Consider the following 14,632-nt stretch of genomic DNA (forward strand, 5'->3'; position numbering starts at 1 on the left):
ACCATTCGTGTCCCACAGAATATAGTGACCGGCCGGGTGAATGGCAAAAGGGAAAAATCACTCCCCTCCCCGGATATCAACTGGTTCCCTTTATTGATGCCATGCTCTAGAAGGCTCAGCAGAGACGACAGGAGTTGACGATGCGGCCATCCGGCAGAAAAACCGACCAAATGCGCAAGGTTTCCTTCGAGCGCAATTTCTCCAAGCATGCCGAGGGATCCTGCCTCGTACGCTTCGGCGATACACATGTGCTCTGCACGGCGAGCCTCGAGGAGAAGGTCCCGGCCTGGCTGCGCAATGGCGGCAAGGGCTGGATCACCGCCGAATACGGCATGCTGCCGCGGGCGACCGGCGAGCGGATGAGGCGCGAGGCATCGGCCGGCAAGCAGAGCGGCCGCACGCAGGAGATCCAGCGGCTGATCGGCCGTTCGCTTCGGGCCGTGGTCGACCTGCCGGCACTCGGCGAGCGCCAGATCTCGATCGACTGCGACGTGATCCAGGCGGATGGCGGCACCCGCACCGCCTCGATCACCGGCGCCTGGATTGCACTGCACGACTGTCTGAAATGGATGGAAGCGCGCAACATGATCAAGCTCGAGCGGGTGCTCAAGGACCACGTCGCCGCCATTTCCTGCGGCATCTTCGCCAACCAGGCGGTGGTGGACCTCGACTATCTCGAGGACTCGGCGGCTGAAACCGATGCCAATTTCGTCATGACGGGCAGCGGCGGCCTGGTGGAGATCCAGGGAACCGCCGAAGGAAAGCCCTTCAGCGAGGAAGAATTCGCGAGCCTGATGCAACTCGCCAAGGATGGCATCGCCGAGCTCGTCGCGTTGCAGAAGCAGGCGATCGCCGGCTAGCGGTCGGCGGGCGCGCGCCCGCCTTGGCTGACAGATGAGAGGATTGGCGTTGGCTCCGGCTCTTGAAGGCATCCTCGAAACCGCGCTCTACGCGGACGATCTTGACGCCGCCGAGGCATTCTACGGCACCGTGCTCGGATTGGCGCGGATCACGCGTGCCGGCAACCGCCACGTCTTCTTCCGCTGCGGCGACGGCGTGCTGTTGATCTTCAACGCGGCAGAAACGACAAAGCCGCCGCCGGCCGGCGCGCTGCCCGTGCCGCCGCATGGCACGCAGGGCAAAGGGCACATGTGCTTCCGTGTCGCGACGCAAGCGCTCGATGCGTGGAAGACGAAGCTGGAGGCGGCCGGGGTCGCGATCGAGGCGGACATCCGCTGGCCGAACGGCGCCCGCTCCTTCTACTTCCGCGATCCGGCGGGGAACAGCCTGGAATGTGCCGAACCCGGCCTCTGGGCCATTGATTGATGCGGCTTTGAAAGTTTGGACGGAACGGAACGGAATGCGCAAACTCGTTGACAAGACGCTCGTGGTCGCAAGCCACAATGCCGGCAAGATCCGTGAGATCCGCGACCTGATCGGTCCGCTCGGCTTCCAGGCAAAATCGGCCGCCGATTTGAATTTTGTCGAGCCGGAGGAGACCGGCACGACCTTCGAGGAGAACGCGACGATCAAGGCGCTGGCTTCGGCCAGGGCCTCCGGCCTGCCGGCGCTTTCGGATGATTCCGGCCTCGCCATCGATGCGCTCGGCGGCGCCCCCGGCGTCTACACGGCCAATTGGGCCGAGCGCGAGGATGGCAGCCGCGATTTCGCCATGGCAATGGAGAAGGTCGAGCAAGAACTCAAGGAAAAGGGCGCAATGGCGCCGGAGGAACGGACGGCCCGCTTCGTCTCGGTGCTCTGCCTCGCCTGGCCGGATGGGCATGTCGAGCTGTTTCGCGGCGAGGTCGAGGGCCAGGTCGTCTGGCCGCCGCGCGGCACGAGCGGCTTCGGCTACGATCCGGTCTTCCAACCGGAGGGCTACGCCACCACATTCGGCGAGATGAGCGCGGAAGAGAAACACGGCTGGAAGCCGGGTGATGCGACAGCCCTGTCGCATCGCGCCCGCGCCTTCAAGCTGTTTGCCGAGACCTGCCTCGGCGCCTGAGAACGAGAATGATCCAGACGGCCCCGCTTTCGGCAATCGGTGACGGCATGGACCCAGGCTTCGGGGTCTATGTGCACTGGCCCTTCTGCGCGGCCAAATGCCCCTATTGCGACTTCAACAGCCATGTCCGCCACCAGCCGGTGGACCAGCCGCGTTTCGTCGCGGCCTTCCTTCAGGAGATGGCGGCGGTGCGGGCGCTCTCCGGCCAGAGAACTGTTACCAGCATCTTCATGGGCGGCGGCACGCCGTCGCTGATGGACGCGGCGACCGTCGCCGCGATCCTCGACGGCATCGCGAAGCACTGGCACGTGCCGGACGGCATCGAGATCACCATGGAGGCCAATCCCTCGAGCGTCGAGGCGACACGCTTCCACGGGTACCGGGCGGCTGGCGTCAACCGTGTCTCGCTCGGCGTCCAGGCGCTGAACGACCGGGACCTCAAGTTCCTCGGCCGGCTGCACAATGTCGAGGATGCGCTGAAAGCGGTGCGGCTGGCGCGCGAGATCTTTCCGCGCATGTCCTTCGACCTGATCTATGCCCGGCCGAAGCAGACGGTCGAAGAATGGGAGCGCGAGCTCAAGGAGGCTGTTTCCTATGCCGTCGACCATCTGTCGCTCTACCAGCTCACCATCGAGGAAGGCACGCCCTTCTTCGGGCTGCACAAGGCCGGCAAGCTCGTCGTGCCGGATGGCGAACAGTCGGCGGTGCTCTATGAGGCAACGCAGGAGATCACCGCGGCGATCGGCATGCCCGCCTACGAGGTTTCCAACCACGCCCGCCCGGGGGCGGAAAGCCGGCATAACCTCACCTATTGGCGCTATGGCGACTATGCGGGGATCGGCCCCGGCGCCCATGGGCGCCTGACCGTCGGGCCTGGCAAGATCGCGACTGCAACGGAACGCAATCCCGAGGCATGGCTGCGCCTCGTCGAGGAGCACGGCTACGGCATCATCGAGCAGGAATCGCTCGACCACGAGGCACAGGCCGACGAATTGCTGCTGATGGGGTTGAGACTGCGGGAAGGCGTCGATCTCGCCCGCTGGCAGAGCCTCTCCGGCCGCGATCCGGATCCGGACCGCGAACAGTTCCTGATCGAGCACGGTTTCATCGAGCGGCTCGGCAATTCGCGCCTGCGCTGCACGCCGGCCGGCATGCTGATCCTCGACGCGGTGGTCGCCGACCTCGCTTGCTGACACGGACAGCGTCGCGCGGCCGTGTCAGAGCGCTGGCCCCTTGCAGTACAGTTCAGTCGTGCGTCTCGCCGGAAAGCGGCGTCGCCTGCATGGATGGGCGCCGCTCGAATGCATCGAACCACCGGGCCAGCCTCAGTCGATCGCGAAACGACGGCAGGCCGCGGAACGCCATCCAGGAAAGCGCCGTCGCCAGCGCAATATGGCCGACATGGAGCGGCGCCTCGAAGTCCGGTGTCGTCTCCAACCAGTCATAGGTCGCCTCGATCTTTTCGGCATAGCCATCGCGAAGCGCTTCGTAGCGCAGCGGTTCCGGCCGTCGAACGGTTTCCCAGCGCAACGCAATTCCCGTCTGGGCCAGCCCTTGCGCGACCGATTGCAGCGTCAATGCCTGCCAGCGGCTTTCACCGTCCTCCGGAACGAGCCTTCTGCCGCCGTGGATGGTATCGAGATAGGCGCAGATCACATCGGAATCGAAGATCGGCGCCGCATCTGCACGGAGCAGCACGGGCACCTTGCCGAGTGGATTTTCGGCGTACACCCGATCGTTGCGCAATGTCGGGCTCGTCTCGTGGTGGATGACCTCCAGCCGGGCGGCTATCCCCGCTTCATGGGCAAAGACGAGCACCTTTCGGGCGAAGGGGGAGTGCGTCTGATAATACAGGATTATGTTGCCTCGCGTGAACCTACGTCGCTCCGCGAAGAATAGGAAATCAGCCGCAAGATTTGCGCTCTGTTTCGCCGGCCGCCGCGCAAGTTTGTTTCACGCGCGGCGGCCGTGGGTGTACGCAAGTGCTCAATCGCTCTTCTTCACCGGCGCGACGATCCCCCAGGTAATGCCGAAGGGATCGCGGAGCTGGCCGTAATAGTCGCCCCAGAAGGCGATCTCCAGCGGCATCGTCACTTCCGCCCCCGCCGCAACGGCCCGCTCCCACCAGAAATGGGCGTCGTCGACGATGAGGTGCAGGACGAAGCCCTCCGGCGGCTTCCAGGGAATGCCGAATTCCGGGAAGGGGTCGTTCAGCATCAGCGCGCCGCCGTTGATCGTCAGGTGGCAATGGATGAGGCGCTTGCCGTCTTCGGCATATTTGCGGTCCTCCTCCTTGGCGCCAAAGGCACGGCTGTAGAATTTGGCGGTTGCGTCCGCATTCTCGACGTTGAGATAGGCGATGACGCCAGCCATCGGCGGATGCGAGGGCGCGTTCCAGTCGATCTTTGACGTGGGTTCGAGATCGATCGCCGCCTTGAAGCTCCCATCCATATAGAAGGGGACGGACTCGTGCTGGTGGGCGATCTTCCAGCCCTTGTCGGTGCGTTTCAGGCCGAGCGTATGGCGGTGCCAGAGCGAGACTTTCGCCCCGTCCTGCTTCTCGCCGGAAAGATGCGCCAACGCCGTGGCGAAGGCGACATCATCGCTTGATGAAATGTCGAGGTCCTGAAGCTCGTAGCCGAGCGGACCCTTCCAGGTGGAAAACCACTTTTCCAGTCCCCCGGCATCGGCGTCCGAGGCCTTCAGGGGCGGCGCCAGCGAAAAGACCAGGCAATCCTCCGTGCCGTGGGAAAGCACGCGGCTTGCATCCTTCTGCCGCAGCGCTTCCGCCCAGTCTTCGATCACCGCCCGAATTGCCGCGGTGTTTGCGGTGCTGTTCTCGGTGGTGGACATGGCTCATACCCCCTTCAGAGTTTTGCGACCAGGGCGGCGAGCTGGTCGGCGCATTGGCCCCAGCCGTCGTGAAAGCCCATCTTCTCGTGCGCCTCGCGGTCCGCGGCGCTCCAGTGGCGGGCGCGAGCCGTATAGCGGGTCTTGCCGCCCTCGTCCTCGAAGGTCAGGATTGCCGTCATGAAGGGTTTCTCGGACGGCTTCCAGGCCTCCGTGTAGGCGTCGGTCATCACCAGCTTCTCGTTCGGCACGACGTCCAGATAGACGCCCTGGTTCGGATAGAGATCGCCCTCCGGCGAACGCATGACGAAGCGATTGGTGCCGCCTGGCCTGACATCGAGTTCCGCTTCCGTGATCGTCCACGGCAGGGGTGCGAACCATTGCTTCAGCAGTTCCGCGTCGGTAAAGGCGCGATAGACTTTTTCGCGCGGTGCATCGATCAGGCGGATCAGAACCAGTTCGCGTTCGTCGGCAGGCTTGATGTCGGTCGCTGCGGTCATTTTTGAATTCCTCCTTGATGGCTTCATGCATAGGACGGCCGGCCAGGTCGGGTCCCGACAGCGGTCGTCGATTTTTTTCGTTTATTTTGCGGTGAGGTCCGAGGTGTCCGCCTCATCTGCCAGATGATCGAGCTGCTGACGGATATAGGTGGCTTCCGCCGTGTTGGTAGCAAGCGCAATCGCCCGGTCGAAGGCGGTGCGCGCCTCCCGCGACCGGCCCATCTGCTTGAGCAGGCCGCCGCGCAGGCCGTGGAAATAGAAATAGCCGGAGAGCCTGTCGGCGAGCGGCTCGACCAGCGCCAGCGCCGCCTCCGGCCCGTCGCGCTTCGAGACGGCCACCGCCCGGTTGAGGGTGACGACCGGGGACGGCTGCAGACGCTCGAGCGCCTGGTAGAGCAGGTCGATCTCCTCCCAATCCGTCGCTTCCGGCCGCTCGGCGCGCGCATGCAGCGCCGCAATCGCCGCCTGGATCTGGTAGGGACCGGGGCGGCGATGGCGCATCGCCTTGTCGATCATCGCCAGGGCTTCGGTGATCATCGGCCGGCTCCACAACTTCCGGTCCTGGTCGTCGAGCAGGACGATGGCGCCATTGGCATCGAAGCGGGCACGGGCACGCGAATGCTGAAGCAACAACAGGGCCGTCAGCCCCATGATCTCCGGTTCTGCGGGAAACAACCGCAGCAGCAGCCGCGACAGGCGGATCGCCTCGTCGCAGAGGTCGGCCGAAACGCCTTCGGACCCATTCATCGCCGAATAGCCCTCGTTGAAGACGAGGTAGATCATCGTCGCGACGGCCGCGAGACGCTCGGCCCGGTCAGAAGCGTCCGGCGTTTCGAAGGGGATGCCGGCGGCCGCGACGCGCGCCTTGGCGCGGGTGATGCGCTGTTCCATCGCCGCCTCGCTGACGAGGAAGGCGCGGGCGATCTGCCGGACGGAAAGGCCGGACACGATCCGCAGCGCCAGCGCGATCTGCTGCGTCGCCGGCAGGGCCGGATTGCTGCAGACGAAGAGCAGCCGCAGGATGTCGTCGCGGTAGTGCACGCCATCGAGACGGTCCGCAAGCTCACTTTCCCTGTCATCGAGATCGGAAAGCAGTTCCTCCGGCGGCAGCGCCGTCTCGCGCGCTTGCCGCCGGACCTTGTCGATGCCGCTGTTGCGGCCGACGAAAATCAGCCAGGCTGCCGGATCGCGCGGCGGGCCGTTCTTCGGCCAGGTCTTCAAGGCCCGGATGCAGGCCTCCTGGAAGGCTTCCTCCGCCAGATCGAGATTGCGGAAATAGCGCAGCAGCGCGCCCATGGCCTGCGGCCGCGCCGAAACCAAGGCAAGATCGATCCAGGCGGTGTCGGTCATGGGGCGAGCTCGCTCGGCTTATAGAGGGAAAGGGGGCGGATTTCGTAAGAACCCGCAGCCGGATTGGCTGCACTCAGCTCGCGGGCGAAATCGAGCGCCTCGTCCAGCGATGCGCAATCGATCAGGTAGAAGCCGAGCAGTTGCTCCTTGGTTTCGGCAAAAGGTCCATCGATGACGATGGTCTCGCCCGGGCTGTGGCGCAAGGTCGTGGCCGCCGTCGTCGGCAGGAGCCGCGCAACGGGGCCGAGCTTGCCGGCCTCGACATATTTGCGCTGGACGGCAGTCAGGTCGCGCATGACCTTGTCGTCTTCCTCCTTGGTCCAGCCGCCGGTCACATCTTCCGAATTGTAGCAAAGCACCGCGTAAAGCATCGAGACCTCTCCCGCTTCGATTGAAAAGACGAATGACGAAAGAGATAGCCGACAAGCGGGGCGAAAAAAATGCTCGTCGACGCTCCATCTCGAAGGAGGAACCGAGACGGGTCGCCCCTGACGGTGGTGGCCTTTCCTTGCCTTGCGGATTTCGGATGCGGCGAAAAGCCGAGAGGGCTGTCGAGCGACACCGCCGGCTGGTCTCATAACGCAAAAAGGCCCGGCGAACCGGGCCTTTTTGTAAGCCTCAGCTTACCTATTCGTTGATCAGCCGCTTGAGCAGCTCGATCTCGTGGCTGAGCTTCGTGTCGCCGGCGATCAGTTCCTCGATCTTGCGCACCGCGTGCAGCACGGTGGTGTGGTCGCGACCGCCGAAGCGGCGACCGATTTCCGGAAAGGAGCGCGGCGTCAGCGTCTTCGACAGGTACATGGCGATCTGGCGCGGCTTGACGATGACACGGGTGCGGCGGTTCGAGACCAGTTCCTGACGCGAGACGTTGTAGTGCTTGGCAACGACGCGCTGGATATCCTCGATGCGGACGCGGCGCGGTTCGCCGGCATTGACCAGATGGCCGAGGAGTTCGTCAACACGCTCGATCGACAACTGCGGCTCAAAGGAACGGCGGAAGAGGAGCTGGTTGAAGGCGCCCTCCAGCTCGCGGCCGCTGGCCGTGACGTTGCGCGCCACATGCGAGAGAATTTCCTGCGGAATGTCGAGCGAGCCATCGTCCTGGCGTGCAGACTCGAGACGGCGCTTCAGCATTTCGAGGCGCATGTCGTAGTCAGGCCCCTCCATCTCGATGGCCACGCCGCCCTGGAGGCGCGAGCGAACGCGGCTGTCGAGCGATTCCAGTTCCCAGGGTGCCCGGTCCGCCGCCACGACGACCTGCTTGGCCGAGTCGAGCAGCATGTTCAACAAATGGCAGAACTCATGCTGGATCGACTTGCCCTGGAGGAACTGCATGTCGTCGATGACGAGAAGATCGATGTTGCGCAGCGATTCCTTCAGCGACAGGGCGTCGTTGTCACGGATCGCAGTGGCGAAGCGCCACATGAAATATTCGGCCGTCAGGTAAACGACGCGCGGTGCCCGGGCGCTTTGCAAGGCGGCAAGCGCGATCGCCTGCAGCAGATGCGTCTTGCCGAGACCGACGCTCGAATGGATGAACAGCGGATTGAAGCGCACGGCGCCGGCGCCGGCCTCTGCGATCGTGCGCGCAGCGGCGAGCGCCACGCGATTGGACGAGCCTTCGACGAAGCTCTCGAAATTGTAGCGCTGGTCGAGCGGCGAGCCGAACAGCGGCGCCTGCGCCGGCCTTGCGGCGGCGGCGACCGTGGCGGCGGCAGCGGCGACCGGCTGCGGCGAGGTGCGGCGGACCGGGGCAGCCGGCGCCGGTTCGGCTGCCGCGGTCACAGCCTCCTCGTGAACAGCCGGACGCTGGCCGCGGGTCGCGGTGCGAACGAGGATCTCCACTTTCAGGATCTCACCGTCTTCCTGCTGGAAAAGGTTCGTGATCAGATCGAGATAGCGGTTGTTGATCCAGGACTTCAGAAACGTCGTGGGCACCGACAGGCGCACGACGCTTTTCGATACCGAATGGAGCTTGAGACGCCCGAACCAGCTTGCGAAGACATCCGGACCGACCTGGGCTTTCAGGCGCGCACTTACCCGCTCGAAAAGTGCGTCATGCCGCATGTCGTGTTTTTCCCCCGCCGCCTGAGACTGATTGCTTCCGGCCTGAAATCCGTCAGACGCCGTCGCCAAATTCATCTGCATTTTGCCGCCTTCCAATATATTATCCGATGCCGTCATCGCTGCCGGCCTCATCTCTTTTATGTCCATCGGACACGGCTGCCTCCAATGCCATGCCGCGCCCGACGGACGCTCTGTCGCAACGAAACCAGGCTCCTCATATCCCGCCCCGTTGCGCGCTGCGCTCACTCGCTCGCCTCGTTCAAGCGAATGTCCCCTCGCGCCTGCTGCATGGCTTCCTTAAATCGGAATCGATTTAAGGCGAAGTCATGCAGCCATTCAAAGTGCTACAGCGACCCTTGCGCGTCTATCGGACGCGCGGCGCTGTAGTCCTATCGATTCCGTGCGGCTGTTTTCAAGCTATCCGGCCTTACCCTTTTATGACTACACCGCGCCCTCGTACGAAGCGGGTAGCCTAGGTCTCCGTCAATCCTGAACACACACCCGCACAGTACCGACGGGAACCACGCGCACCACAACCACAAGACGAAATGTCCTCGTTCCGCGGCGAAGGCTCGCCCGGCTTAACCATCTCGACTTGTCTGATTGAGCGACGTGGATTTCCCCCGCCACAGGGAACAGAATGCCCGAAGCCATCTCGTTGAAATGACCTCAAACCTCCTTATTACAGATGTGATCCGTGTCCCCTGTGGAAGTCATTTAGGCAGGATCGTGGGGCAAGATCAATGGTGATTTTTACCGCTTCTTAAGCGCTGCCAGTTGACTCTCGTGCAGCGTTTTGCATGGGCGTTTGCGAGTCCCGCAAGAATCGCTTTTGAATCAAGGGTTTTGATTTTTGCGGCCATGTTTAGCTGGCGAAAAAGAAAAAAAATAAAAATTCTCTTGACTCACCTTGCGTCGAAGACGCCGGCGCACCGGGACGCGGCGCTCGCGATATCCTCGCGCAACCCTTTGAAATTATTGAGAGAGTTATGTCACCCCACTGACACAGATGCCTTCGCGGCAGATTAACTATGACCGTGGCAGAAATATGAATCCGAAAAGCCCGGCGCAGGCGCCGGGCTTTTCATCATTTGCTTTTTATTTAGCCGGGTTAGGCCGAAAGCGACTTCACGCGCTGTGCCAGACGGGACACTTTGCGCGATGCCGTGTTGGCATGCAGCACGCCCTTGGTGGCGGCGCGCATCAGTTCCGGCTGCGCTGCCTTGAGCGCTGCGGCGGCGGCTGCCTGATCGCCGGAAGCGATCGCCTCTTCAACCTGGCGGACGAAGGTGCGGACGCGCGAACGACGAGCCTTGTTCACTGCGGTACGGCGTGCGATCTTGCGGGTCGCCTTTTTCGCCGAAGTTGTATTGGCCATTGATGCCTCTCTTCGAAAACTGACATGAACCCCGCCCTCGCCGTGCCGGGTCACTGCGACCTGTCATCCAAGCAATTCGGGAGCATTATCGGAAAGCCATGCGAGATGGCGTTTCAAACTGAGGGCGGCGTATAACGGGAAACCGCCCTCACGTCAACGCGCATTTTGAGAAAACCGGCGCGTTCCAGACTTACCTGTGTTTGAATTCCGCTTTGCGCTTCGCAACAAAGGCGGCCATCCCCTCCTTCTGGTCCTCGGTCGCGAAAAGCGCCTGGAAAAGCCGGCGCTCGAAACGCAGGCCTTCGGCAAGTGTTACCTCCAGCGAGCGGCTGACCGCCTCCTTGGCCATCACCACCGCCGGGAGTGCGAAGGAGGCAATCTTCTCGGCCGCGGCGAGCGCCTCTTCCATCAATTTGTCAGGCGCGACGATGCGCGCAACGAGGCCCGCCCGTTCCGCTTCGGCCGCGTCCATCATGCGGCCGGTGAGGATCAGGTCCATCGCCTTCGCCTTGCCGACCGCCCGGGTCAGGCGCTGCGAGCCGCCCATGCCGGGAATGACGCCGAGAGTGATTTCCGGCTGGCCGAATTTCGCCGTCTCCGATGCGATGATGAAATCGCACATCATGGCGAGCTCGCAGCCGCCGCCCAGCGCAAAGCCGGAAACGGCCGCGATCATCGGTTTGCGGGCGCCGGCGACGTGTTCCCAGCCGCCGAGAAAGTCGCCGAGATAGCTGTCGACAAAATCGAGCGACTGCATTTCCTTGATGTCGGCGCCGGCCGCGAAGGCCTTCTCCGAGCCGGTGATGACGATCGCGCCAACACCCCTGTCCGCGTCCAGGGCTTTCAGCGCTTGATCGAGCTCGCGCATCAGGGTCGAATTCAGCGCATTGAGCGCCTGCGGCCGGTTGAGGGTGATCAGGCCGACGCGCCCGCGCGTTTCGACCAGCAGCGTCTCGTAACTCATGTCGTCTCCTCCACTTCAAGATTCTCTATTCAAAAAGGGCGCGCGGCAGACATCGCCCCGCGCACGACCTCGTGTGAGCCTATTTCTGGCAGCGCGGGCAATGGAAGGTCGAACGCCCCGCCTGGACAATCCGGGCGACCGTACCGCCGCAGCCCGATGTGCGGCAAGTCTCGCCTTCTCGATCGTAGACGGAGAAGGCGTGCTGGAAATAACCGAGGCTGCCATCCGCCTGGATGTGGTCCCTGAGCGAGGAGCCGCCCGCGGCAATCGCGTCCGCAATCACCGCGCGGATCGCCTCGACGAGCGCAGTGAGCGCTGGCTTCGGGCGGCCGCGCCTGTCGACAAGCGTACCGGCCGCCCGCTTCGGCGACAGGCCCGAGCGCCACAGCGCCTCGCATACATAGATATTGCCAAGCCCGGCAATGATCCTCTGGTCGAGAAGGGCCGCCTTCAGCGGCTGTATCTTCCCAGCAAAGCGGGCGGCGAGATAGGCGGCGTCGAGCGCATTGCCCGTCGGCTCCTCGCCGAGTTCGCGGAAGAAGGCGTGCTCGGCGATGGTGTCGCGCCGCGCCAGATCCATGAAGCCGAAGCGGCGCGGGTCGTTGTAGATCACGCGCGCCGGGCCGGACCGACCGTCGAGATGGAAGATCACATGGTCGTGCTTCTCGTCCTTGCCGCGCGGCTGATGGAACGCGCCGGGCGCGACGGGCTCCGCGCCGGCCTCGATGCGGAACGACCCGGACATGCCGAGATGCGCGACGATCACGTCGCCGCCCTCGAGATCGATCATCAGATACTTCGCCCGACGCGACAGCGCGACGATGCGGCGCCCCGAAACGGCGGCGGCGAAATTCTCCGGGAAAGGAAAACGCAGGTCCGGCCGGCGCAGTTCGGCGCGCACCAGCAGCGCCCCTTCCATCGTCGGCGACAGTCCGCGTTTGACCGTTTCCACCTCGGGCAATTCCGGCATCGGCCGTCTTCCTTCACTCTTTGTTCATTCCATCCGCCCGCACCGCAAGCGCGCCATTCCCATGGCAGGATTGATGGCCTATAGGGAGCGCTATGTCGCAGCCATGCCCCGCCGCTGAGATAGCGCGCGCGGAACGATTTCGCTATGGTTGCGGCAAAATTCGTTGAAGTGGAGTTTCGCATGACGGATGAGCGCGTATCGGCCGATGGCGGAATGGAGACCTCCTTCGGTTTCCGCGAAGTCGGCACGGGCGAAAAGCAGCCGCTCGTCAACGATGTCTTCCACAAGGTCGCCAAACGCTACGACATCATGAACGACGTGATGTCGGCCGGTCTCCACCGCGTCTGGAAGGACGCGATGATCGCCGCGCTCAATCCGCCGCGCCTGGAGGACTACCGGGTCCTCGATGTCGCCGGCGGCACGGGCGACATCGCCTTCCGCATCGTCGAGGCCTCGGCGCGCCGAGCGCATGCGACGGTACTCGACATCAACGGCTCGATGCTCGCCGTCGGCGCCGAGCGCGCCAGGAAGAAGGGGCTCACCGCCAATCTCGAATTCGTCGAGGCGAATGCCGAGGACCTGCCCTTCGCGGCAAATTCCTTCGATGCCTATACGATCGCCTTCGGCATTCGCAACGTGCCGCGCATCGAGGTGGCGCTCACGGAAGCCTATCGCGTGCTGAAGCGCGGCGGGCGGCTGCTGATACTCGAATTCTCCGAGGTCGAAATGCCGCTGCTCGATCGCTTCTACGACGCCTGGTCGTTCAACGCGATCCCGAAATTCGGCAAGCTCATCACCGGTGACGAGGCGCCCTATCAATATCTGGTCGAATCGATCCGCAAGTTCCCGAACCAGCGCGATTTCGCAGCGATGATCCGCACTGCCGGATTTGGCCGCGTCTCCTTCACCAACTATACGGGCGGCATCGCCGCCTTGCATTCCGGCTGGAAAATCTGACCACATGAGCACGCCTGGAGCATATTTCCGTCTCGTGCGGATCGGCTGGGTGCTGGCGCGCGAGGATGCCTTTTCGGCCGTCCCTGCCGAACACCTGCCGCCGCTGGCGCGTTTCGTGCAGAGGCTCGCCGGGCTGCTCGCCCGCCGCCGGGCCCGGCTCGAGGTGCGCAGCGGCCGGCTTGCCCGGGCCGTCGAACGGCTCGGCCCTTCCTATGTCAAGATCGGCCAGTTTCTCGCGACGCGCCCGGACGTAGTCGGCGCGGAGCTCGCAGCCGACCTGTCGCTCCTCCAGGACCGGATGGCGACGTTTCCCGAGAGCGAGGCCCGGGCCGCGATAGAAGGCTCGCTCGGCCGCTCCGTCGATGCGCTGTTCGCCGAATTTTCCGAACCGATGGCCGCCGCGTCGATCGCCCAGGTCCATCCGGCCGTGGTCCTGCGCGACGGCCGGCCCGAAAGGGTGGCCGTCAAGGTCATCCGCCCGGGCGTGCGCCAGCGCTTCGCCGCCGATATCGAGGCGATGTACCTGGTCTCGCGCATGCAGGAACGGTTCCTGCCTTATACAAGGCGGCTGAGGCCGGTCGAGGTGACGAAGACGCTCGAACAGACGACCAAGGTCGAAATGGACCTGAGGCTCGAAGCGGCGGCCCTTTCCGAACTCGGCGAGAATACCAAGGAAGATTCCGGGTTTCGCGTACCCAAGGTCGATTGGGAACGCACCGGCCGCGATGTCGTGACGATGGAATGGATCGACGGCGTGAAAATGTCGGACATCGAAGGTCTGAAAGCCGCCGGCCACGATCTCAACACGCTCGCCGAAACGCTGATCCAGTCCTTCCTGCGCCATACGCTGAGGGACGGCTTCTTCCACGCAGACATGCACCAGGGCAATCTGTTCGTCGACGACGCCGGCCATATCGTTGCGGTCGACATGGGCATCGTCGGGCGGCTCGGCAAGAAGGAACGCCGCTTCCTCGCCGAAATCCTCTTCGGCTTCATCACCCGCGACTACCAGCGCGTTGCCGACGTGCATTTCGAGGCTGGTTACGTGCCATCGCATCACGACGCGGCGAGCTTTGCCCAGGCGATCCGCGCCATCGGCGAACCGATCCACGGCCAGCCGGCCGAAACCATCTCAATGGCCAAGCTCCTGACGCTGCTCTTCGAGGTGACCGAGCTCTTCGACATGCAGACGCGGCCCGAGCTCGTCATGCTGCAGAAGACCATGGTCGTCGTCGAGGGCGTGGCGCGTACGCTCAACCCGCGCTTCAACATGTGGAAGGCGTCGGAGCCGGTCGTCGGCAAGTGGATCCGCGACAATCTCGGCCCGAAGCGCATCGTCGCCGATTTGCGCGACGGGCTGCACGCCGCACTCCGCGTCGCCGAAGCCCTTCCGGAGATCGCCGCCCGCACCGAACGGTTCTCGGCGGAAATCATGGCCATGACCGAGAACGGCCTGCGCTTCGATGCGGAGACGGCGGAGGCAATCGGCAAGGCGGAGGCACGCCATACGCGCTCCGGCCGGCTGGCGCTCTGGGTAATTGCGGCAACGCTCGTTTATATTGCCTGGCGGTTGGCCTGACCCAGACGCAAA

The 14,632-nt window shown here is 63.8% G+C and carries 15 protein-coding genes; 6 read left to right on the forward strand and 9 right to left on the reverse strand.

What is annotated here, in order from left to right; all coding sequences use genetic code 11:
• The first annotated feature begins 140 nt into the window (after positions 1-140).
• Genes rph through hemW form a run of 4 tightly spaced genes read left to right on the forward strand, consistent with a single transcriptional unit; the run spans position 141 to position 3,198 of the window.
• A complete protein-coding gene (gene rph / locus RHIBR816_RS0103055) occupies positions 141-860 on the forward strand; it encodes a ribonuclease PH (RefSeq protein ID WP_018235061.1) in 720 nt (239 codons plus the stop codon).
• Positions 861-894: 34 nt separating this feature from the next.
• Positions 895-1,326, forward strand: coding sequence for a VOC family protein (locus RHIBR816_RS0103060; RefSeq protein ID WP_084810988.1), 432 nt, complete (start codon positions 895-897; stop codon positions 1,324-1,326).
• Positions 1,327-1,360: 34 nt separating this feature from the next.
• A complete protein-coding gene (gene rdgB, locus RHIBR816_RS0103065) occupies positions 1,361-2,005 on the forward strand; it encodes an RdgB/HAM1 family non-canonical purine NTP pyrophosphatase (RefSeq protein ID WP_018235063.1) in 645 nt (214 codons plus the stop codon).
• Between the two features lie 11 nt (positions 2,006-2,016).
• Positions 2,017-3,198: a radical SAM family heme chaperone HemW gene (hemW, locus tag RHIBR816_RS0103070; RefSeq protein WP_026186585.1), complete on the forward strand. Its 1,182-nt coding sequence runs from the start codon at positions 2,017-2,019 to the stop codon at positions 3,196-3,198.
• A gap of 52 nt (positions 3,199-3,250) precedes the next feature.
• On the opposite strand, the gene RHIBR816_RS0103075 is transcribed toward hemW, so the two are convergent.
• From RHIBR816_RS0103075 to mutM, 9 genes are all read right to left on the reverse strand, one after another.
• On the reverse strand, positions 3,251-3,865 hold the full coding sequence (locus RHIBR816_RS0103075; protein WP_026186586.1) for a glutathione S-transferase family protein: 615 nt from the start codon (positions 3,863-3,865) through the stop codon (positions 3,251-3,253).
• Between the two features lie 126 nt (positions 3,866-3,991).
• Positions 3,992-4,858, reverse strand: a complete 867-nt coding sequence (locus RHIBR816_RS0103080) for a nuclear transport factor 2 family protein (protein WP_018235066.1) — start codon at positions 4,856-4,858, stop codon at positions 3,992-3,994.
• 14 nt (positions 4,859-4,872) lie between these two features.
• Positions 4,873-5,355 (reverse strand): SRPBCC family protein, encoded by a 483-nt coding sequence (locus tag RHIBR816_RS0103085; protein ID WP_018235067.1) that lies wholly within the window; start codon positions 5,353-5,355, stop codon positions 4,873-4,875.
• An 81-nt stretch (positions 5,356-5,436) separates the two neighbouring features.
• A complete protein-coding gene (locus RHIBR816_RS0103090; RefSeq protein WP_018235068.1) occupies positions 5,437-6,705 on the reverse strand; it encodes an RNA polymerase sigma factor in 1,269 nt (422 codons plus the stop codon).
• A complete protein-coding gene (locus RHIBR816_RS0103095; protein ID WP_018235069.1) occupies positions 6,702-7,076 on the reverse strand; it encodes a YciI family protein in 375 nt (124 codons plus the stop codon). The genes RHIBR816_RS0103090 and RHIBR816_RS0103095 overlap by 4 nt, the downstream gene beginning before the upstream one ends.
• A gap of 256 nt (positions 7,077-7,332) precedes the next feature.
• Complete coding sequence (dnaA, locus tag RHIBR816_RS0103100; protein WP_034815919.1) at positions 7,333-8,772, reverse strand: chromosomal replication initiator protein DnaA; 1,440 nt, start codon at positions 8,770-8,772, stop codon at positions 7,333-7,335.
• A 1,111-nt stretch (positions 8,773-9,883) separates the two neighbouring features.
• Complete coding sequence (gene rpsT / locus RHIBR816_RS0103105) at positions 9,884-10,150, reverse strand: 30S ribosomal protein S20 (RefSeq protein WP_018235071.1); 267 nt, start codon at positions 10,148-10,150, stop codon at positions 9,884-9,886.
• A 190-nt stretch (positions 10,151-10,340) separates the two neighbouring features.
• Positions 10,341-11,114: an enoyl-CoA hydratase gene (locus tag RHIBR816_RS0103115; RefSeq protein WP_018235073.1), complete on the reverse strand. Its 774-nt coding sequence runs from the start codon at positions 11,112-11,114 to the stop codon at positions 10,341-10,343.
• Between the two features lie 79 nt (positions 11,115-11,193).
• Entirely contained in the window at positions 11,194-12,084 is an 891-nt protein-coding gene (mutM, locus tag RHIBR816_RS0103120; RefSeq protein ID WP_018235074.1) for a bifunctional DNA-formamidopyrimidine glycosylase/DNA-(apurinic or apyrimidinic site) lyase, read from the reverse strand.
• A gap of 180 nt (positions 12,085-12,264) precedes the next feature.
• On the opposite strand from mutM, the gene ubiE reads away from it, so the two are divergent.
• Together ubiE and ubiB are read left to right on the forward strand one after the other, a co-directional pair.
• Positions 12,265-13,041 (forward strand): bifunctional demethylmenaquinone methyltransferase/2-methoxy-6-polyprenyl-1,4-benzoquinol methylase UbiE, encoded by a 777-nt coding sequence (ubiE, locus tag RHIBR816_RS0103125; RefSeq protein WP_026186588.1) that lies wholly within the window; start codon positions 12,265-12,267, stop codon positions 13,039-13,041.
• A 4-nt stretch (positions 13,042-13,045) separates the two neighbouring features.
• Positions 13,046-14,620, forward strand: a complete 1,575-nt coding sequence (ubiB, locus tag RHIBR816_RS0103130) for a 2-polyprenylphenol 6-hydroxylase (protein ID WP_018235076.1) — start codon at positions 13,046-13,048, stop codon at positions 14,618-14,620.
• Positions 14,621-14,632: the final 12 nt, after the last annotated feature.

The sequence above is a fragment of the Ensifer sp. BR816 genome (genome assembly GCF_000378985.1).
In the GTDB taxonomy this organism is placed as follows: domain Bacteria; phylum Pseudomonadota; class Alphaproteobacteria; order Rhizobiales; family Rhizobiaceae; genus Sinorhizobium.

Coding starts and splice junctions, on each gene's coding strand:
- ubiB (WP_018235076.1), top strand. CDS start 13,046: ATGAGCACGCCTGGAGCATATTTCCGTCTCGTGCGGATCGGCTGGGTG.
- RHIBR816_RS0103090 (WP_018235068.1), bottom strand. CDS start 6,705: ATGACCGACACCGCCTGGATCGATCTTGCCTTGGTTTCGGCGCGGCCG.
- ubiE (WP_026186588.1), top strand. CDS start 12,265: ATGACGGATGAGCGCGTATCGGCCGATGGCGGAATGGAGACCTCCTTC.
- rdgB (WP_018235063.1), top strand. CDS start 1,361: ATGCGCAAACTCGTTGACAAGACGCTCGTGGTCGCAAGCCACAATGCC.
- rph (WP_018235061.1), top strand. CDS start 141: ATGCGGCCATCCGGCAGAAAAACCGACCAAATGCGCAAGGTTTCCTTC.
- RHIBR816_RS0103095 (WP_018235069.1), bottom strand. CDS start 7,076: ATGCTTTACGCGGTGCTTTGCTACAATTCGGAAGATGTGACCGGCGGC.
- RHIBR816_RS0103115 (WP_018235073.1), bottom strand. CDS start 11,114: ATGAGTTACGAGACGCTGCTGGTCGAAACGCGCGGGCGCGTCGGCCTG.
- dnaA (WP_034815919.1), bottom strand. CDS start 8,772: ATGCGGCATGACGCACTTTTCGAGCGGGTAAGTGCGCGCCTGAAAGCC.
- RHIBR816_RS0103085 (WP_018235067.1), bottom strand. CDS start 5,355: ATGACCGCAGCGACCGACATCAAGCCTGCCGACGAACGCGAACTGGTT.
- mutM (WP_018235074.1), bottom strand. CDS start 12,084: ATGCCGGAATTGCCCGAGGTGGAAACGGTCAAACGCGGACTGTCGCCG.
- RHIBR816_RS0103080 (WP_018235066.1), bottom strand. CDS start 4,858: ATGTCCACCACCGAGAACAGCACCGCAAACACCGCGGCAATTCGGGCG.
- rpsT (WP_018235071.1), bottom strand. CDS start 10,150: ATGGCCAATACAACTTCGGCGAAAAAGGCGACCCGCAAGATCGCACGC.
- RHIBR816_RS0103060 (WP_084810988.1), top strand. CDS start 895: ATGAGAGGATTGGCGTTGGCTCCGGCTCTTGAAGGCATCCTCGAAACC.